The following is an 18,712-nucleotide window of genomic DNA, read 5'->3' as shown; positions in this document are numbered from 1 at the left end:
CTTTTACACCTATTTTCCTAAACAGAATTGACTAAATAGTTGATTAACAAGTTCATCTGGACTACTTTCACCAGTAATTTCGCCTAGAGTATCCCAAGCACCATTGAAATCAATTTGTGCAATGTCAATTGGCACCTCAGTTTCTAACGCAGCAATGACATCCTGCAACTGCTTTTTGGCCTTTTCAAGTAATCCTACTTGTCTTTGATTAGTTACCATTACTTGATCGTTTGAATTTTCAATACCGTTAAAGAATAAATCTTTAATTGCTTCTTTTAACTGATTCAAATTCTTTCTCTGCAAAATAGAAGTCGGAATTACTTCGCTGTTAGTTAACTCTTTCATTTCAGCAGCTGATACTTTTTGGCCCAAATCGGTTTTATTTAAGATAACAATTCTCTTTTTGTTTGCCGTTGCCGCAATTAATTCGCGATCTTCTGGATCTAGCTCCTTACTTGAATCAAACAAGAGTAAAACCAAATCAGCTTGATCCAAAGCCTTTTTTGATCGTTCCACGCCAATTTTTTCTACTTTATTTTCAGTGTGCCGAATACCAGCTGTATCAATTAATTTTAGCGGTACCCCTTCAACAGAAACGTATTCTTCAAGCGTATCTCGCGTTGTACCAGCGATATCCGTTACAATTGCAGTATCGCTTTTAGTTAAATAATTGAGCAGCGATGACTTACCAACGTTGGGTTGACCAATAATTGCAGTCGCTAGACCGTTACGTAACGCCGTTCCCTCGGCAGCAGTCTTAAGCAGACCATCAATTTTACCAATAACTGATTGCGAAACCCTAGTCATTTGCTCAGATGTCACTTTATCAGCATCATATTCAGGATAATCAATATTAACTTCAACATTTGCAAGAGTGTCTAAAATCTCTTGGCGCATTGCCTGAATTTTTGCTAATAATCCACCTTCAAGCTGATTTTCGGCAACCTGCCTTGCACGATCGGTTTTAGCGCGAACAATATCCATTACGCTTTCAGCTTGGGTTAAATCAATTCGCCCATTAACAAACGCCCGTTTAGTAAACTCTCCTGGCTCAGCCATGCGCGCACCGGTTCTTAGCAAAAGCTGTAAAATGCGATTGGTGACAACAATTCCGCCGTGACAATTAATTTCCACAATGTCTTCGCGCGTAAAAGTCTTTGGCGCCAGCATAACGGAGACCATTACTTCGTCAATTATTTGCTTATTTTCGGGGTCAACAATGTGCCCATAATGAATAGTATGACTAGGAGCTTTAGTTAAGTCTTTTCCTTTAAAAACCCGGTTGGCGATTTTAACTGCATCTTCACCAGACAATCTGACAATTGAAATACCACCTTCACCGATCGGCGTTGAAATTGCTGCTATCGTATCAAATTCAGTCAAAGTTTGTGCCATGATTTCTCCTTTTCAATAAAAAAAGCGCATTATACCACCATGAATAATAATCATGATGGATAAAGCACTTTGACTACTTTATCTAAAAATTACTTTAGATTAATGTTTACGTTTTAATCGTTTATAAGTCTTCCGTAGTTGCCGCTTACGTTCGCGTTCAGCTTCAGCCTTAGCTTCTTGTTCATGCCGATATTTAATCGGATTCTGCAAGATAAAGGTTTGAACCACTTGGAAGAGGTTAGAAATTACCCAGTACAAAACAATTGCTGATTGGAAGTAGATACCCATTATACCGACCATTACGGACATTCCGTAAGTCATAATCTTAGTCGAAAAGTTTTGTGATTCTTTCGGCGTTGATAATTGACTAATGTAAGTCGATAAGAACGTTAAGATCATCGACAAAATCGGCATAATAAAGTATGGATCCGGCTCACCTAAGTCCATCCACAAAAAATGGCCAGTCTGTAATTGTGGCGTCTGCCAAATCGCACCATACAAAGCATACATAACAGGCAGCTGAATAATCAGTGGCAAACAACCTGCGTACGGATTAATGCCAGCTTCTTTATAGAGCTTATTAGTTTCTTGTGAAAGTAGCGTTCGCGATTCTGTATCATTACCTGGATATTTTTTGCGCAACGCATCAATTTCAGGCTGAATCCCTTGCATTTTAGTTGTACTTTTAATCTGCAATGCACTAAGTGGATACAAGATTAACCGTACAATAACGGTAAAGACAATAATTGCCCAACCGTAACTGTTGTTCATTATCTTCGCAAGCCATAACAGGAACGTTGACATGTAATAAATTACCCAACGATCCCACCAGTTACCACTAGTATGTGAAACAGGAGCTGGCTTAGCATTTGAAGCAGCACATCCAGTTAGTACAACGGCAACTGCCATCACTGCTAATAGCACAAGTACACGTTTGACATTCTTTTTAGTTAAAATGTCTTTCACTCTAATCTTCCTCAACTTTTTCAGGTATTTCTTCTATAATATTAGCCAAAAAGAGCGCATGAAGCAAATTCTTCCGGACTTCTGCCATCCTAAAATTTCGTACATACGGTCTAGCAATTACCAAAAAATCAATCTGTGTATCAATTGCAGGCTTATTTTCAGTAAGAACTGCTCGAATATAACGTTTGAGGCGATTACGTACAACCGCGGTATGTCCGACCTTTTTGCCAACTGAAATTCCAACCCGAAAATGAGTATTCTCGGGTTTAGCTATTTTATAGATGACAAACGCCCGATTTGCTACTGAATTACCAGATTTAAAAACTCGCTGAAAATCATTTTCAGTTTTAACTCGATAAGACTTTCTCAAAACGTTTCATTCCACTCTTTGATATTAAAAAAACCACTGGGATTCAGTGGTTTAAGCAGATAAGACTTTTCTACCCTTTGCACGGCGTCTAGCCAAAACCTTACGGCCATTTGATGTGCTCATACGCTTCATAAAGCCATGAACGCGTGAACGGTGACGCTTTTTAGGTTGGTAAGTTCTTTTAGTTGTCATTAAACTACACCTCCATTTTTAATATGCTAACTGCACAATTTAATATCTAGGATACCATGATTAAAATAAAAAACCAAGCGAAAACGAAAAAAATGCGAATTTACTACCTAAATATATGTTCTTAGCCCCAAAAGATTCTAACACATGTCTTTAGAATGTTTGATCAGCTTTATATTCTTTATTTTTAGCAATTCTACTCTAGAGCAGATTTTTGTTTCATAATTGGATAAATTATTTTGTAACTCACTAACTTAGCTACTTCTATTACTCCAATTTTTTGTAACCTCAAGTATCCAACTAGGATGTTAGTCTCAATAAACAACAAGCAAAGTAAATTCCCATAAATTGGCATAGATCTCAATTGTTCTTAACATTATATTTTACTATGCTATAGTAGAAAACTAAGAAACTCCTAAAGTTTAGTTGGAGGTAAAAATGGATATTGGTGAATTATTAAAACAGTATCGCACAAGAGCGAACAAGACCCAAAAAGAATGGGTTGGAACCATAATTAGCCCATCATTTTACTCAAAAGTAGAACAAGGAGCGAATCACATCGTTACTAATGATTTGCTTGATCTACTTGACTATAACAATATCTTGCCCGAACAGTTTTTTAATGAATTGAGACCCAAGAGACAGCTTGAATATGAATTTGAACAGGAATTACGCAAATTAATGAGCAATGCCTATTATCAAAATTCTACTAAAGAGCTTGAGCGCTTAAAACAGATAATCGAACAGGGAAATTTACCTAATAAAAATAATCTACTACTTATAATTACCGGTGTTATTGCATTAGCAACTAACAATAGTAAAAATTTAGATCAAGAAACTATCTCGATTATAAAAAACAGAATATTTAGTGTTCACTCATTTGACAAGTATTCTTTAAGAATTTATTGCTCGTCCATGCGGCTTTATGATATTGATAGTAATATTTTGCTTACACATAAAATTATAAAGCAATTACAAAACAGTACTGATATTGACATTCAAAATTCAATTTTAGCAATTATTACTAATTTGATGGTTTTATGCATAGAAGACAAGCGCTATGATGCCGTTATGACTTTTGTAAAGGTTGCAGATTCTATTAAAATCAAACCCGAACTATGTTTTTGCAAGAGTGTTTTTTTAATATTCAAAAATTTGATTAATTTTCATTACACAAATCAGAAAGAATATCTTGAAGCCTGTCAAAAAGGAATCGATTTTCTTTCATTTATTGGCATGACGGAATATAGTAAGAATCTTACTGAGTTTGTCAATCAAAACAAATAGATAATTTTTTTACCTATTTGAAACATTACTTTCATATATGATTTAAAAGTTCAAATATGCATCTATTGCCTTCTTCTCCTAAATTATCAATTATAATAGCAGCCATAAAGATTGCTCTCAATACAAACTAAAAATCTAATATTTTTAAATTAGTAAAGATATAAATAAAGGGATAGGTAAGTTATGTTTGAAACCATAGTATATAGCGCCGTAATAGTTATTGTTTTCTGTCTTTCTAAAATATTTAAAGATACTTCTTTTTTTATATTTATTAGAAAAAAGCGTGGAATACTTTTAGTGGCATTTTCAGTGATAGTATTATTGGGAACTTTAGTAGCAAATAATTTTAAATTTAAGCAAATATTTCCAAGTTTAACTATTATTTTAATGTTGTTTTTATTAGTAGGATTGTTTTATATTTATAAAGATCATCCAAATAAATAACGGGCAAAATAAATAGCAATAAGAGTTTAAAAGCAACAATGCAGCAGCATTGTTGCTTTTATTATGCTCTAGTAAACATTCTTGCTATCTTTTTACTTTCCATTTAAATCTTCTTGATGAATTTCAATTGATGGATAATGACCTAATGACGGCAAAAAGGTATCTAATGGGCAACTATAAACCATGTAGTAATCCCCTTCTTCTTTATTAGCATTATATTCAGTGAACTTCTGCTCAGCCTTTTTGGGATCCTTAGTAAGGTAGACTACACTGACAACACCAACTTTTTCCTGAGCAACATTTTCAACGCATCCCTTAAGAATCACTTTAAGGTTACCATCGTCTTTTAATGCCATTTTGATATAATCATCGTTCATTGGCTAAAATCTCCTTTATTTTTTCAGTAATTGCGTTAAAATATTTAGTTCTATTTTACTATTTTTCACATGAAACATCCCGTGATTTATTATTTTCTCTAAAAATCATAATGAATCATATCCCTATATTCATCAATTAATTCTTGGTTTTTCTTATCTCCGTCATCAAGGTTGGCTGAATAAAAGATTGGTGCCTCTGGAATTCCATGATTTACTAATCTTTGACATGTTTCAACAATAATATTATCTAAAATAGCTGCACCGATGACGGTTGAAGTTGGACCAGCTTTTTGGTTTGTACCTTTAATTGGACAAGCTGCATCCCCAATATCCCCATGGTTATCAATTACAATATCAGCAATTTCAAATAAATGCTTTCCAGACGAATGACGACTATTAACAGATCTAGAATAAGCAAGATTGGTTAAACCAATAATTTTTACTCCTTTTGCTTTAGCTGCAAGTCCCAAATCAATAATTACTGGATTTCTTCCAGAAACTGAATGTAGAATTAGAATATCATCCTTTTTAAAATTAACAGTACTTGCTAATGCAGTACCATAACCCTCTAAGCGCTCCATTTTACTTGTAAAAGTTATTGGCTTCCTATCGAGCATTACCTCACGTCCAAAAATAGCATTCATTGTAATCATGCCACCAGCGCGATAGTACATTTCATCAGCCAAAATTCCCGCATGACTAGCACCGAATATATAAATTGAGTTTTTACTGATATTAGCATTAAAAATTAGTGTAATTGCTTTTTCAATATTATCCCTCTCGACTTTTTCGACAGTATCAATAATATTCTCAATTTTATTAAAATAACGATACATACTATATTCCCCCTAGCAAGCTAGCAATCAGTTTGCTGATAATGCTCCAAAGCGACAAATCATTACCACCAAAAATTAAAATCCAATTTTTAATAGTACTATCCATCATTACCGCTGAAACTCCTACCAAAGCTACCATTACAACTGCAGCTACAACAGTTCCAATAATTGCTCCACGAATGCCACCCTGGCCTTCGCCGATTACGGCTGCACCACCACACTCAAAGAAGCTAGTTATCATCAATGGAACGATTAAAATTCCAAATATATTAGTCACATTAGCAATCAACACTAAAATTGTTGAAGTAATGAACGCCGAAAGAAAGCCAATAATAACAGCATTTGGTTTATAATTAAACAGAATAGGAACATCAAAAGCTGGTTTTGCACCAGGAACTAATTTTTCAGAAATACCTTGAAACGCAGGAATGATTTGATTAACTAGTAAACGAACCCCATAAAGTAGTATTAATAAACCTCCTCCAAAAGTAAGACCTGCATTCAACGCCACTGTAAATATGTTGCCTCCTTTAGGCACTAAAGTTGGGGCAATCAGCCCAACCACAATATCAACACAGAACATTACAATACCACCGGTTATTGAAATATCACGGAAAAAAGATAAACCTTTGGGAACTTTTAGGTCTTCAGTTGAGTGCTTTTTATTACCAACGTGTTTAGCCACAAAACCAGATATTAACGAAAGAATCGTAGTCGGATGACCTATCAAGAATGAGTCATCACCCGTTGCGGCCCAAACATATTTCCGCATAATCCAAGGTGCAATTGAAAAGTATAGGGCTGAAAGAATTGCACTCATTATAATTAAATTAATGCCACATAATCCACCTTCTACACCTCCAGCGACAATGACAAAAGGTACCCACCATAGCATATGCCCAGTTAAAAAAATTGTTTTAATCGGTGTAAAGCGAGCGATTAAAATATGAATAACCAAAGCCAAAAACATTGCCATTCCCACAGCTCCACCATATTCTGCAGTAAAAGTAATATCTGTCATTCCTTTAGCTACTTGAATACCCATTTTAGTCTGAATAGCAGTATTAATTGCTGCAACTACTCCTGTTAGCATGTTTACGCCTTCGGTCAGAATGATCATGCCAAATGCTGCTGACATACTTCCTTTCACAACCTCAGCTATCGGTTTTTTCTGAACAATAAGCCCAAGCATAGCAATTAAGCCAAGCAAAACAGGTGGGTCTTGTAAAATATCATTTGATATGAATTTTAATATTTCCATAATTACTTTTCTCCCCTATGTGCCAAAAAATCGTTCATTGCCTGTAAAACTTCATTTTTATCCATATATCGCTTAATCGCATACACTGGTTTAGATGTTGAAGATTCAATATCAGGTTTTAATTCAGCACTAGTAAAATAGACATCAGCTTCTTCGGCTTTTGCAGAAGCAATATCAGTATTTTTCACATCAGCATTTAGTCCTAGTTCCATAACAACTTTTTCTAGTGTCATTTTTAAAACCATTGAACTACCAACTCCAAATCCACAAACTGCTAAGATTTTCATTTCTATACCTTCACTTTCGCAAACATTGCAACAATCGCTTTTTTATTAGCATTTAAAATTATTTGATAAGATTTAGGATCCATCAAAATCGAAACCACTTTTTGTAAGCTTTGCAAATGACTAGTATTATCTACTGCTGCCATTACTAAAAAAATTTTTACTGGTTTACCTTCTAAGTCAATAGCCTTACGAGAAATAAGTAAACTCATCCCCAATTTATTAACACCTTGACCCGGTCTTGCATGCATTAATGCAAAATAATCAGTTAAAACCATATAAGGACCATTTTTTTCAACGCTTGCAATCATATTTAAAACATAGTCTGTTGTAATCGCATCCTCTTTAATCAAGGGTAAACTGGCTTGCCATAATGCATCCCGCCAATCATGCGCACCATCAATTATTTGAACATTTTTTTCATTAAATAAAGTTTCTGACACTGTTATTTAGCCTCCATCATTTTTGCAATAAACCAGTTCTTATCGTTAATTCCCTGCATAATTAAATTCATAAATGGTTCAACTATTCTCTGGTCATTACGATTAACCATTAGTAAAGCAATAACATCAACACGATTATTTCCCCAGTTAATGGGCTTAGCGAGAATTGCCACCGAAATACTACTTTTTTCTACAAGTGCAGGGTTGCCATGAGGAATTACAAAACCATTACTTAAATAAGTAGACTGCAATTTTTCGCGCTCTATAATTGTTTGTTCATAGCTATTTTTAATCTGTTCACTAGGCCAACTACCATTTTCTAGCAATAAATCAATAATTTGCTTAGGCCCTTTTCTGTCGGTAAAAATAATTTTTCCTTTTAGTAAGGGTATTACTTTTTTATCTATTTCCGTTTCATCCTTAATTGTTTCTTTGTGCTTCATTACAACATCAATATAAGTATTAGCAACCTTTTTCATATCACAAACTGTCATTAATGGTGAAATGTAAACTACTGGTACAGATTGCTCAGTCAACTGAACAGTAGAGATAATTAATGAAACATTAGTCAAGTCTTTTTTCATTAGATTATGTTTGGAAACAACTTCAGTTAAAGCTGCAGCTGGCAAAATTCTTTTAATTTTGGCACAAATTAGCGAACTCATGCCAATACCATTAGGACATACGAATAGAATTCGATTTATTGCCTTATTACGCTCAACCGCTGCTTGAAAATGCAATGTAACGAAGCCTACTTCATCATCAGAAATAGGTAAATCATTAATTTTAGCAAATTCACTTAATGCATACCAAACTACACCATATAAATCAGGATAATTATTTTTTATTTCTCCTAATAATGGATTGATAACCGTTGTTTTTGACTGCAGGCGAAATTTCATTTGATACAAATGTACAATTAAAGAGTTAACTAAAATAGTGTCCTTATTTACATCAATACCTAAAGCATCACAGACATTGACAATGAGCTTTTTAACTTCGTTTACAAAGCCAAGTGGTACCTGGTCATTTTTCATAAAAAAATTTACACCGTTGCCAATCACAATATATGAAAGATACTCAGATTCTGTATTATTAAGTTGATAAATTCCTGCTTCTTCAATCGTTCTAAGCAGCTGATAAACCAAAGGATACTGTTCAATCTGCTGAAACAAGATATTCATCGACTTGTCCCAGCTAATTTGATGCCCTTTCTTTCCCCTAAATACCAAAATAGCGGTCGATATTGTTATGTCATTAAGACAATTTTCGGGCAGTTCAAGTTTCCATGCTTGCAATTTTCCACGGAATAACTGAAGTATCTGTAAAATCAAATTACTATCAACAAACAAATTGATTAGATTTTTTAGTTCTAAACTATTTAATTCAAATAAATCAATTACAACCCGTTTAATTATTTTTTGCTTATCAAGTTCACTTCCTCCAAGATATGATCCAGAATTATTAAAACTCAGGGCAACATTGTCTTTGGCCAAACGCTTTTTTAAAACAGCAATATCATTGGCGATACTACTTCGAGAAACATAATAATCATCTGCTAAATGCTGATAACTAAGATGCTCACCATTAATCAGACGAGCCAAAATGTAATATTTTCTTTCTTTACTGTCTATACATTTGTGTGTGTCCAAGATTATCACCTCTTATACCTATAGTATTTAGTTACCCTTTATTTAGGAAGAACAAAGGGAAACAAAATTTTTGGCTAAAAAGTTGAACACCTATTTTTGATTGCTCTTGTTTACAAAAGACCGGCATTTTTTATCCACAATTTATTAAACACAGCAGTTTACACAAGTTTATCCACAAGACACAACCTGTTAAAAAAGATATTCACAGCATGTGGATATCTCGCAGCCTTATTCATCTCTTTTACTGGTAAATTAATAAAAACAATCCACAGGATTACCTGCAAATTTCTCATTTCAAGATTTATTTCTCGCAAAATTTGTGTATCTTTCTAAAATATCTATCCACAACTTGTTGATTTTGGATTAATGTTATTCACTTGTGGAAAACATTTTATTTAGATGGTACAATAAGTTTTGCTTAACGTTATCGGAGGGACTTATTTTGTTTGACATCAATAAATTTTGGCAGCATTTTAACGATGAAATGCGTGAACGTTTTAATGAAGTTGCCTACAATGCTTGGTTTAAAAATACTAAACCCGTTTCCTATGATAAGGAAACTCATGAACTAAAAATTGCCGTCCAAAATCCGGTTACTAAAGGATATTGGGAAAAGAATTTGTCTACGCAGCTCATTCAGTCAGCATACGGATATGCCAATATTGAAGTGATTCCTGTTTTTCAGATCGAAGGCGATAGCAGTACTGAACGGCTCGTAACCCCAAAGCCGCAAACACAGCCATTACATGAAAAGACGCAAAGACAAGAAACCAATGCATTTGTCCGCAATCTTAAGCTGAATGATAAATATACTTTCGATAACTTTGTTCAAGGTGAAGGAAATAAACTTGCAGCAGGTGCTGCTTTAGCTGTTGCCGATAGTCCTGGTAGTTTTTACAATCCGCTTTTTATCTTTGGTGGCGTGGGTCTAGGTAAAACACACTTGATGCAAGCGATTGGTCACCAAATGCTGGCAGAACGACCGAATGCGAAAGTCGTTTATATCCAAAGTGAAACCTTTGTTAACGACTTCATTAATTCCATTAAAAATAAAACGCAGGATCAATTCCGGGAAAAATATCGTACCTGCGACTTATTGTTAGTCGATGATATCCAATTTTTTGCCAAAAAAGAGGGCATTCAAGAAGAATTCTTCCATACTTTTGAAACGCTCTATAACGATCAAAAACAGATTGTTATGACGAGTGACCGGCTGCCAACCGAAATTCCTGACTTGTCCGAAAGACTGGTATCTCGGTTTACCTGGGGGCTGCAAGTTGAAATTACGCCACCCGATCTGGAAACGCGAATTGCAATCTTGCGGAAAAAAGCCGAGGCTGAAAATCTCATTATTGATGACAGCACACTCGATTACATTGCTTCACAAGTTGATACCAATATTCGTGAGCTTGAGGGTGCCTTGGTTAAAGTCCAGGCGCATGCAACAATTGAGCATGAAGACATCAACGTCAATTTAGCTCGCGAAGCCCTAGCAGATCTAAAACTGGTACAAAAAAATCAAGGCTTACAAATTTCTAAAATCCAAGAAGTCGTTGCTAATTATTTCCAAACTTCAACTTATGAATTGAAAGGAAAAAAGCGGGTAAGGCAGATTGTCGTACCGCGCCAAATTGCAATGTACCTGTCTCGTGAATTAACTGATTCCAGCTTACCTAAAATCGGTCAAGAATTTGGCGGCAAGGACCACACAACGGTGATGCATGCTTGCGATAAAATTAGTCGCGAAATAAAAACGGACTCAGATGTCAAAACAGCAGTTTTTGATTTGAAGCAAATGCTTGATCGCTAAAAAGTGCTTAAGTGTGGAAAACTTTCAGTCTTGTACACATTTTCTTAACCGTCATAATTACGTTATTTTAGGGCAAATTAAGTTTTTCAACAGAAATCACAGGACCTACTAATACTACTTAATTAAATATATAATTAATAAATAAAACAAATGCTAATCTAGGAGGTAACAAATGAAATTTACCGTAAACAGAAATCTGTTCGTTGACAATCTAAACAATGTAATGCATGCTATTTCTTCTCGCGCTACGATACCAATATTAAGCGGAATTAAACTCAACTTAACTAAGGATGAACTTCTTTTAACTGGTAGTGATTCTGACATTTCAATCGAAATTAGAATTCCGGTAAGTGAAGATTTAACTGTTGAATCAACTGGTGCAATTGTGTTACCAGCTCGGTTTTTCAGTGAAATTATTAGACGTTTGCCGGGTAAGGAATTTTCACTTGAAGTAAAAGAGAGTTTCCAAACACAAATCATCTCTGAAAATAGTGAATTCACGATTAATGGTCTTGATGCCAATAACTACCCAAGATTACCGGAAATTCCTGACGAGTCCTCTTTTATCATCTCAGGAAAAACTTTCCGTGAAATCATTAATGAAACCCAATTTGCAGTTGCAACCCAGGAAAGTCGTCTGGTTTTAACAGGTGTTCACTTTGACTTTGGCCCTGAGCGGATTCACGCTGTAGCGACCGATTCACATCGGCTTTCGAGTCGCGCATTGACGTTAGAAAATGGACCACAAGCTAAAACTGACTTAATTATTCCTGGTAAAAGCCTGCTTGAATTAGCACGTATTATCGGGGAAACTGATCCAGAAATTAAAGTTTGTCCGGGTGAAAATCAAGTACTCTTTGAAATTGGTAATATTCTGTTCTATTCACGTTTGCTTGAGGGCAGCTACCCTGATACTGAACGCTTGATTCCAAGCGAAAGCACGACAAGTGTTGAATTTGATTTAGCTGAGCTTTCTAGCGCACTTGACCGTGCAAGTCTGTTAACTCACGCTGGCCGCAACAATGTTGTTGATTTAACCCTAGATACTGAAAACCAAACAGCTAAATTATCGGGTGAATCGGCAGAAATTGGTAACGTAGAAGAAGATGTTGCCTTTAAGAAATTGGAAGGCAAGAACTTAAAGATTTCCTTCAACCCTGATTATTTGCGTGATGCTTTGCGAGCTTCGGTAACTGATTCGGTTGTAATGGAATTTACCCAGCCACTGCGGCCTTTCACTGTAAATCCAGATAAAGATGATATCGACTTTGTGCAATTAATCACACCAGTTAGAACTTTTTAAACAAACTTTTAGTTAATAATGAAAAAGGCCATCGAAATGATGGTCTTTTCTTTGGCAATTTTCTCAAAATAGACAAAAAAGGCGTCTTATTCTATTTTTACTGTCATTCACTGTGATACGTTTATTTATAAAAAAATCGTTTATAGGGCTTTATATTGCGCTTAAAGTTGTATTTTACCTGTGAAACGCATATACTTAACTATAGGTAATTAAAGTGATGAAGGTGGATATTATCAAAGAGTTTAAGGTAAAGGGTGAGTATGTCACTCTCAGTCAATTTTTAAAAGAAGAAAGTATCATTTCTTCTGGTGGTCAAGCTAAGTGGTATCTGCAAGAAAATCCCGTTATCTTGAATGGGATTAAGGAAAATCGCCGTGGGAAAAAGATTAGACCTGGCGATCAGATTGAAGTTGCCCAAGAAAGATATGAATTTTGGTAACCTGAATGTATCTCAAGCACTTTATTGCACAAAATTATCGTAATTTACAGCAATTAGACGTAGTTTTTGATCCCAATGTCAATATTTTTATCGGGCAAAATGCGCAGGGCAAGACTAATCTGCTTGAGGCGATTTACTTTTTGGCATTAACGAGATCACATCGGACAAGTAGTGATAAAGAATTAATTGCTTTTGACCAGGATTATGCAAATATTTCTGGCCATGTATATAAAAGCCAAATTGATTTATCCTTAAGGGTATTAATTACCAAAAAGGGTAAAAAAGTCTGGGTTAATCGGATCGAACAAGCCAAACTGTCAAAGTATGTTGGACAGTTAAATGCAATTTTGTTTTCTCCAGAAGATTTAGATTTGATTAAAGGAGCACCGACACAAAGGCGGCGCTTTATGGATCAAGAATTTGGCCAGATTAATTCGGAATATCTTTATTTTGCCGGTAAATACAGACAGGTATTGCAACAAAAAAATAACTATCTGAAATTACTGGCAAAAGGACAAGCACGGGACATGATGTTTTTAGATGTTTTGTCCGATCAATTGGCTGGGGTTGCAGCTGAAGTGATTGTTCGGCGATTTAAATTTTTAAAGTACTTAGATCGTTATGCTCAAAATGCATATGAACACATAAGTTCCAGCAATGAAAAATTGACACTTCATTATCGACCATCAGTCAAGGAAGTAACTGAATCTGATAGTGTCGAAGAGGTATATCGCAAACTACTTGCTAATTACCAAAAAAATCAAAAGGTCGAATTACTGAAAAAAACAACTCTTAGTGGACCTCATCGTGATGATATTGAATTTGAATTAGATGGCAAGGATGCACATTTATATGGCTCGCAAGGCCAACAGCGAACAATTGCGCTTAGTGTTAAACTTGCGGAAATCCAATTAGTACATCATTTAACTGCCGAATATCCATTACTTTTACTCGATGATGTAATGAGTGAGCTTGATCATGACCGTCAAAGTGCTCTGCTCAACTACATTCATGGTAAGACACAAACTTTTATTACAACAACAGATCTCGAAGGTATTTCCTGGGAAATAATTAAAAAGCCTAAGATATACCGGATTAAATCAGGGAAGATTTATTTAGAAGAGGGGAAATTGAATGGCTGATCAGAAGAAAGACAACCTCGACCAAATCAAGCAATATGAAAAAGAAGCTGATAAATATAATGCCAGCCAAATTCAAGTTTTAGGCGGGCTTGAAGCTGTTCGTAAACGGCCGGGTATGTATATTGGCTCCACAAGTTCTCAAGGCTTGCACCACCTAGTTTGGGAAATAATTGATAATGGTATTGATGAGAGCTTGGCAGGCTTTGCAACTAAGATCGAAGTTACCATCAATGAAGATGGTAGCGTAACTGTTCAAGATGATGGACGGGGAATTCCAGTTGACATTGAGAAAAAGACTGGTCGTCCAGCGCTTGAAACTGTCTTTACTGTTCTTCACGCTGGTGGTAAGTTCGGCGGTGGCGGCTATAAAGTATCTGGTGGATTGCACGGTGTTGGTGCTTCAGTAGTTAATGCATTATCAACCAAGCTGGATGTTACAACAATGCGTGATGGCAAAAAGTACTTTATTGACTTTGATCATGGTCGTGTTGATCATGAAATGAAAATGACTGGTACTGTGCCGTTGACTGATCATGGTACAATTGTTCACTTCTTCCCAGATCCTGATATCTTCACTGAAACTACTTCATTTGATGATAAAATCTTAAAAAATAGAATACGTGAATTAGCCTTTTTGAATAAAGGCTTAAAGCTGACGTTTACGGATAAGCGAAAAGATAGCGCCGAAACGGATGTTTATCACTACGAGGGTGGTATTCAAGAATACGTTTCGTTCCTAAATCGTGATAATGAAGTTTTATTTGATAAACCAATTTATGTAGAGGGGACTTTCAGCGACATTAATGTCGAAGTTTCTTTGCAATATACTAAGGGTTATAAAACAACCTTGATGACTTTTGCTAATAACATTCATACCTATGAAGGCGGAATGCATGAAGCAGGGTTCAAGACAGCCTTAACGCGTGTAGTTAACGATTATGCTCATAAGACTAAATTACTGAAAGATAATGATGATAATTTGTCTGGTGAAGATATTCGTGAGGGTATGACAGCAATCGTTTCTGTTAAGCACCCAAACCCACAATTCGAAGGTCAGACTAAGACCAAATTAGGTAATTCCGATGCTAGAACGGCAGTTGACCGGGCATTTTCTGAAACTTTCAATGCTTTCTTAATGGAAAATCCGCAAGTTGGCCGAAAGATTGTTGAAAAAGCACAGTTAGCTGAACGTGCTAGAACTGCTGCTAAGCGTGCTCGTGAAGTTACCCGAAAGAAATCAGGCTTAGAAATTGCTAATTTGCCAGGGAAATTGGCAGATAATACAAGTAATGATCCAAGTATTTCAGAATTATTCATTGTCGAGGGTAATTCAGCCGGCGGTTCTGCTAAGCAAGGTCGTTCAAGATTAACACAAGCAATTTTACCGATTCGTGGTAAAATTCTGAATGTTGAAAAAGCTTCGATGGATCGTATTTTGGCCAATGAAGAAATTCGGTCATTATTTACGGCATTAGGAACTGGTTTTGGAGCTGATTTCGATGTTTCTAAGGCCCGTTACCATAAGCTGATTATTATGACTGATGCCGATGTCGACGGGGCCCATATTAGAACGCTGCTGTTAACACTCTTTTACAACTATATGCGTCCAATGATCGACAAAGGATATGTCTATATCGCTCGTCCGCCTCTATACCAAGTTCGTCAAGGCAAAGTAATCAGATATTTAGATACTGATGAGGAATTGCATGACTACCTAGGCAGCTTGCAGCCAAGTCCAAAGCCAACGGTTCAGCGGTATAAGGGATTAGGTGAAATGGACCCAGAACAATTATGGGAAACAACCATGAATCCTGAAAATAGGCGGCTAGATCGGGTTAGTCCGGAATATGCCAAAAATGTCGATGAGGTGTTTGAATTACTCATGGGTAACGAAGTCGCACCGAGACGTAGTTTCATTGAAAGCAACGCTAAGTACGTTGAAAACTTGGATGCTTAGGAGGTTTAAATGGATAACGACAACCAAAGTCAAGATCACAGAATAAGAAACGTTGACTTGACCAACGTGATGAATAGTTCATTTTTGGATTATGCGATGTCAGTTATCGTAGCACGGGCTTTGCCTGATGTTCGCGATGGTTTGAAACCAGTCCAGCGTCGTATTCTTTACGGAATGAGCGAATTAGGCGTTACACCTGATAAACCATATAAGAAATCGGCCAGAATAGTTGGGGAAGTTATGGGTAAGTTTCACCCCCACGGTGATTCCTCAATTTATTTGGCGATGGCGCACATGGCACAAGATTTTAGCTACCGGTATATGCTGGTGGACGGTCACGGTAACTTTGGTTCGGTCGATGGTGATGAACCAGCCGCAATGCGTTATACCGAGGCACGAATGAGTAAAATCGCGGTTGAAATGCTGCGTGATATCAATAAAAATACTATTGATTGGCAACGTAACTACGATGACTCTGAAAATGAACCAGTTGTTTTACCAGCTAGGATTCCTAACCTGCTTGTCAACGGGACAAGTGGAATTGCCGTTGGTATGACCACGAATATTCCACCACATAACCTTTCTGAAGTTATTCAAGGATTGCATATGTTGATGGACAATCCAGAAATAACTACTAAAGAGTTGATGAAGGCAATTCCGGGACCAGATTTTCCAACTGGCGGAACAATTATGGGCCGAGGCGGTATTTACCGCGCTTATGAAACCGGCCGGGGCAACATTGTTGTTCGGGCTAATACTAATATTGAAACCGAAAAAAGTGGCCGTGAGCGAATTGTAGTTACTGAGATTCCGTACTTGGTCAATAAGGCTGAATTAGTAAAGAAGATTGCTGATTTAGCTCGTTCTAAGACAATTGACGGAATTACCGGTGTTCGTGATGAATCCGACCAATCTGGGATGCGAATTACCATAGATGTTCGGCGTGATGCCAGCGCAAGTGTTATTTTGAATAATTTATTCAAGCAGACACAGATGCAGGCTAACTTCGGCATGAACATGGTGGCAATTGTTGATGGCGCACCACATTTCCTAAGCTTAAAGGAAATGCTGCAATACTACTTACAACACCAAGAAGATGTTGTTACTAGAAGAACCAAGTTCGATCTTGCTAAAGCTGAAGCTAGAGCTCATATTCTTGAAGGTTTGAAGATTGCACTAGATCACATTGATGAAATTGTTCATATTATTCGTCAAAGTGAATCAAGTGATATTGCTAAAGCCGCGTTAATCAGTCGGTTTGGATTAGATGACAAGCAGTCGCAAGCAATCCTGGATATGCGGTTAGTTCGCCTGACTGGACTGGAACGCGATAAAGTTGAAGCTGAATATAAAGAATTAAAAGCCAAAATTGCGGACTACCAAGATATTCTTGCACGACCAGAGCGAATTAACGAGATTATTTATGACGAACTGCTTGATATTCAAAAGCGCTTTGGTGATGATCGCCGAACCAAGATTGGCGAAGGAGAAGTTGTTTCGATTGAAGATGAAGATTTGATCGAAAAACAAGATGTCTTGTTAACCTTGACTCACAGTGGCTACATTAAGCGGATGCTGATTAATGAATTTAAGACCCAAAACCGTGGTGGTAAAGGGATTAAAGGCATGGGCATTAAAGATGGTGACTTCATCGAAAACTTAATGTATTCAAGCACGCATGATTTATTGTTATTCTTTACTAATAAGGGAAAAGTCTACTCTAAGAAAGCTTACGAAATTCCTGAATTTGGTCGGACAGCTAAGGGTTTGCCGATTGTCAATCTCCTTCAGTTTGAGAAGGGCGAAAAAATCCAGACAATCATTAATATACCTGAAGATGCAGATGATAAGTACCTCTTCTTCATTACCAAGATGGGAACTGTCAAACGGACCCACGTTAGTGAATTTGCCAATATCAGAAATAGTGGTTTAATTGCTCTAACGCTGCGCGATGGTGATGAATTGAGTAATGTCTTACCAACCGATGGTAAGCAAGATATCTTAATTGGTACTCATTTGGGCTATGCTGTTCGCTTTAACGAAACAACTGTCCGCTCTATGGGACGAACTGCTGCTGGTGTCCGGGGAATTAATCTTCGTGATCATGACTATGTAGTCGGTTCCGGTGTCGTTAAGGATAGCGATGAAGTTTTAGTCATTTCTGAAAAAGGTTACGGCAAACGGACCAGTGCTAGTGAGTATCCGGTTAAAGGCCGTGGCGGTAAAGGAATTAAGACTGCGAATGTCACGGAAAAGAATGGACCATTGTCTGGCGTTACTGTAGTAGATGGTTCACAGGATATTATGGTCATTACGGATGACGGAATTATGATCCGCTTTAAGATTACGGATGTTTCTCAAACTGGTCGAAGCACAATTGGTGTTCGCTTGATTAAAGTTGGTGATGGTAGTAAGGTTGCAAGTCTTGCTGTTGTGCCTGCTGAAGAAGACCAAGAAGTTGCAAATGACGAAGAAACAACTGCTGAATCAGAAGAATAATTAAGAAAAAAATTATCAGACTTTTTTGCGTATTTAATTATGAGGGATGAAAAAATTC

Annotated in this window: 18 protein-coding genes; 8 read left to right on the top strand and 10 right to left on the bottom strand. The window is 36.5% G+C overall.

The window, feature by feature from the left end; genetic code table 11:
• Positions 1 to 9: 9 nt before the first annotated feature.
• From mnmE to rpmH, 4 genes are all read right to left on the bottom strand, one after another.
• Positions 10 to 1,395: a tRNA uridine-5-carboxymethylaminomethyl(34) synthesis GTPase MnmE gene (gene mnmE, locus J3U71_RS10680; protein ID WP_267394245.1), complete on the bottom strand. Its 1,386-nt coding sequence runs from the start codon at positions 1,393 to 1,395 to the stop codon at positions 10 to 12.
• A gap of 99 nt (positions 1,396 to 1,494) precedes the next feature.
• Positions 1,495 to 2,361, bottom strand: a complete 867-nt coding sequence (locus tag J3U71_RS10675) for a membrane protein insertase YidC (RefSeq protein ID WP_220220409.1) — start codon at positions 2,359 to 2,361, stop codon at positions 1,495 to 1,497.
• Position 2,362: 1 nt separating this feature from the next.
• Positions 2,363 to 2,731 (bottom strand): ribonuclease P protein component, encoded by a 369-nt coding sequence (gene rnpA / locus J3U71_RS10670; RefSeq protein WP_103752628.1) that lies wholly within the window; start codon positions 2,729 to 2,731, stop codon positions 2,363 to 2,365.
• 51 nt (positions 2,732 to 2,782) lie between these two features.
• Complete coding sequence (rpmH, locus tag J3U71_RS10665; protein WP_003549412.1) at positions 2,783 to 2,923, bottom strand: 50S ribosomal protein L34; 141 nt, start codon at positions 2,921 to 2,923, stop codon at positions 2,783 to 2,785.
• A gap of 435 nt (positions 2,924 to 3,358) precedes the next feature.
• Here rpmH and J3U71_RS10660 point away from each other — a divergent pair, with 435 nt between their 5' ends.
• Together J3U71_RS10660 and J3U71_RS10655 are read left to right on the top strand one after the other, a co-directional pair.
• Positions 3,359 to 4,207 carry a helix-turn-helix domain-containing protein gene (locus J3U71_RS10660; RefSeq protein ID WP_267394243.1) on the top strand — a complete coding sequence of 283 codons (849 nt, stop codon included), beginning with the start codon at positions 3,359 to 3,361 and terminating at the stop codon, positions 4,205 to 4,207.
• Positions 4,208 to 4,390: 183 nt separating this feature from the next.
• Entirely contained in the window at positions 4,391 to 4,651 is a 261-nt protein-coding gene (locus J3U71_RS10655) for a hypothetical protein (protein ID WP_267394241.1), read from the top strand.
• Positions 4,652 to 4,743: 92 nt separating this feature from the next.
• Here the strand turns inward: J3U71_RS10655 and J3U71_RS10650 are convergent, their stop codons facing one another.
• The 6 genes from J3U71_RS10650 to J3U71_RS10625 form a co-directional block, all read right to left on the bottom strand.
• Positions 4,744 to 5,028 carry a hypothetical protein gene (locus J3U71_RS10650; protein ID WP_103752631.1) on the bottom strand — a complete coding sequence of 95 codons (285 nt, stop codon included), beginning with the start codon at positions 5,026 to 5,028 and terminating at the stop codon, positions 4,744 to 4,746.
• Positions 5,029 to 5,126: 98 nt separating this feature from the next.
• Positions 5,127 to 5,864: a sugar isomerase domain-containing protein gene (locus J3U71_RS10645; RefSeq protein WP_220268792.1), complete on the bottom strand. Its 738-nt coding sequence runs from the start codon at positions 5,862 to 5,864 to the stop codon at positions 5,127 to 5,129.
• Between the two features lies 1 nt (position 5,865).
• On the bottom strand, positions 5,866 to 7,125 hold the full coding sequence (locus J3U71_RS10640; protein WP_267394238.1) for a PTS ascorbate transporter subunit IIC: 1,260 nt from the start codon (positions 7,123 to 7,125) through the stop codon (positions 5,866 to 5,868).
• Positions 7,126 to 7,127: 2 nt separating this feature from the next.
• On the bottom strand, positions 7,128 to 7,412 hold the full coding sequence (locus J3U71_RS10635) for a PTS sugar transporter subunit IIB (protein WP_220234984.1): 285 nt from the start codon (positions 7,410 to 7,412) through the stop codon (positions 7,128 to 7,130).
• A 2-nt stretch (positions 7,413 to 7,414) separates the two neighbouring features.
• The gene (locus J3U71_RS10630) at positions 7,415 to 7,852 is read right to left on the bottom strand and encodes a PTS sugar transporter subunit IIA (protein ID WP_258562407.1); all 438 of its coding nucleotides are present in this window, start codon (positions 7,850 to 7,852) and stop codon (positions 7,415 to 7,417) included.
• A 2-nt stretch (positions 7,853 to 7,854) separates the two neighbouring features.
• Complete coding sequence (locus J3U71_RS10625) at positions 7,855 to 9,513, bottom strand: BglG family transcription antiterminator (protein WP_416381438.1); 1,659 nt, start codon at positions 9,511 to 9,513, stop codon at positions 7,855 to 7,857.
• A gap of 433 nt (positions 9,514 to 9,946) precedes the next feature.
• On the opposite strand from J3U71_RS10625, the gene dnaA reads away from it, so the two are divergent.
• From dnaA to gyrA, 6 genes are all read left to right on the top strand, one after another.
• Entirely contained in the window at positions 9,947 to 11,314 is a 1,368-nt protein-coding gene (gene dnaA / locus J3U71_RS10620) for a chromosomal replication initiator protein DnaA (protein ID WP_267394234.1), read from the top strand.
• Between the two features lie 172 nt (positions 11,315 to 11,486).
• Positions 11,487 to 12,617, top strand: a complete 1,131-nt coding sequence (gene dnaN, locus J3U71_RS10615) for a DNA polymerase III subunit beta (protein ID WP_267394232.1) — start codon at positions 11,487 to 11,489, stop codon at positions 12,615 to 12,617.
• 217 nt (positions 12,618 to 12,834) lie between these two features.
• Positions 12,835 to 13,056 (top strand): S4 domain-containing protein YaaA, encoded by a 222-nt coding sequence (gene yaaA / locus J3U71_RS10610; RefSeq protein WP_267394286.1) that lies wholly within the window; start codon positions 12,835 to 12,837, stop codon positions 13,054 to 13,056.
• A gap of 5 nt (positions 13,057 to 13,061) precedes the next feature.
• Entirely contained in the window at positions 13,062 to 14,198 is a 1,137-nt protein-coding gene (recF, locus tag J3U71_RS10605) for a DNA replication/repair protein RecF (protein WP_267394230.1), read from the top strand.
• Positions 14,191 to 16,155 carry a DNA topoisomerase (ATP-hydrolyzing) subunit B gene (gyrB, locus tag J3U71_RS10600; RefSeq protein WP_103752642.1) on the top strand — a complete coding sequence of 655 codons (1,965 nt, stop codon included), beginning with the start codon at positions 14,191 to 14,193 and terminating at the stop codon, positions 16,153 to 16,155. The genes recF and gyrB overlap by 8 nt, the downstream gene beginning before the upstream one ends.
• Positions 16,156 to 16,164: 9 nt before the next feature.
• The gene (gyrA, locus tag J3U71_RS10595) at positions 16,165 to 18,654 is read left to right on the top strand and encodes a DNA gyrase subunit A (RefSeq protein ID WP_103752643.1); all 2,490 of its coding nucleotides are present in this window, start codon (positions 16,165 to 16,167) and stop codon (positions 18,652 to 18,654) included.
• Positions 18,655 to 18,712: the final 58 nt, after the last annotated feature.

Source organism: Lactobacillus sp. B4015 (assembly GCF_026536055.1).
Taxonomy (GTDB): Bacteria; Bacillota; Bacilli; order Lactobacillales; family Lactobacillaceae; genus Lactobacillus; species Lactobacillus panisapium.
This window is presented reverse-complemented; position numbering and strand designations above follow the sequence as displayed.

What these genes read in the sequence shown, in the direction of transcription:
- J3U71_RS10640 (WP_267394238.1), bottom strand. Translation starts at nt 7,125, where the DNA reads ATGGAAATATTAAAATTCATATCAAATGATATTTTACAAGACCCACCT.
- dnaN (WP_267394232.1), top strand. Translation starts at nt 11,487, where the DNA reads ATGAAATTTACCGTAAACAGAAATCTGTTCGTTGACAATCTAAACAAT.
- J3U71_RS10660 (WP_267394243.1), top strand. Translation starts at nt 3,359, where the DNA reads ATGGATATTGGTGAATTATTAAAACAGTATCGCACAAGAGCGAACAAG.
- yaaA (WP_267394286.1), top strand. Translation starts at nt 12,835, where the DNA reads ATGAAGGTGGATATTATCAAAGAGTTTAAGGTAAAGGGTGAGTATGTC.
- mnmE (WP_267394245.1), bottom strand. Translation starts at nt 1,395, where the DNA reads ATGGCACAAACTTTGACTGAATTTGATACGATAGCAGCAATTTCAACG.
- J3U71_RS10645 (WP_220268792.1), bottom strand. Translation starts at nt 5,864, where the DNA reads ATGTATCGTTATTTTAATAAAATTGAGAATATTATTGATACTGTCGAA.
- J3U71_RS10655 (WP_267394241.1), top strand. Translation starts at nt 4,391, where the DNA reads ATGTTTGAAACCATAGTATATAGCGCCGTAATAGTTATTGTTTTCTGT.
- gyrB (WP_103752642.1), top strand. Translation starts at nt 14,191, where the DNA reads ATGGCTGATCAGAAGAAAGACAACCTCGACCAAATCAAGCAATATGAA.
- recF (WP_267394230.1), top strand. Translation starts at nt 13,062, where the DNA reads ATGTATCTCAAGCACTTTATTGCACAAAATTATCGTAATTTACAGCAA.
- J3U71_RS10635 (WP_220234984.1), bottom strand. Translation starts at nt 7,412, where the DNA reads ATGAAAATCTTAGCAGTTTGTGGATTTGGAGTTGGTAGTTCAATGGTT.
- J3U71_RS10650 (WP_103752631.1), bottom strand. Translation starts at nt 5,028, where the DNA reads ATGAACGATGATTATATCAAAATGGCATTAAAAGACGATGGTAACCTT.
- gyrA (WP_103752643.1), top strand. Translation starts at nt 16,165, where the DNA reads ATGGATAACGACAACCAAAGTCAAGATCACAGAATAAGAAACGTTGAC.
- rpmH (WP_003549412.1), bottom strand. Translation starts at nt 2,923, where the DNA reads ATGACAACTAAAAGAACTTACCAACCTAAAAAGCGTCACCGTTCACGC.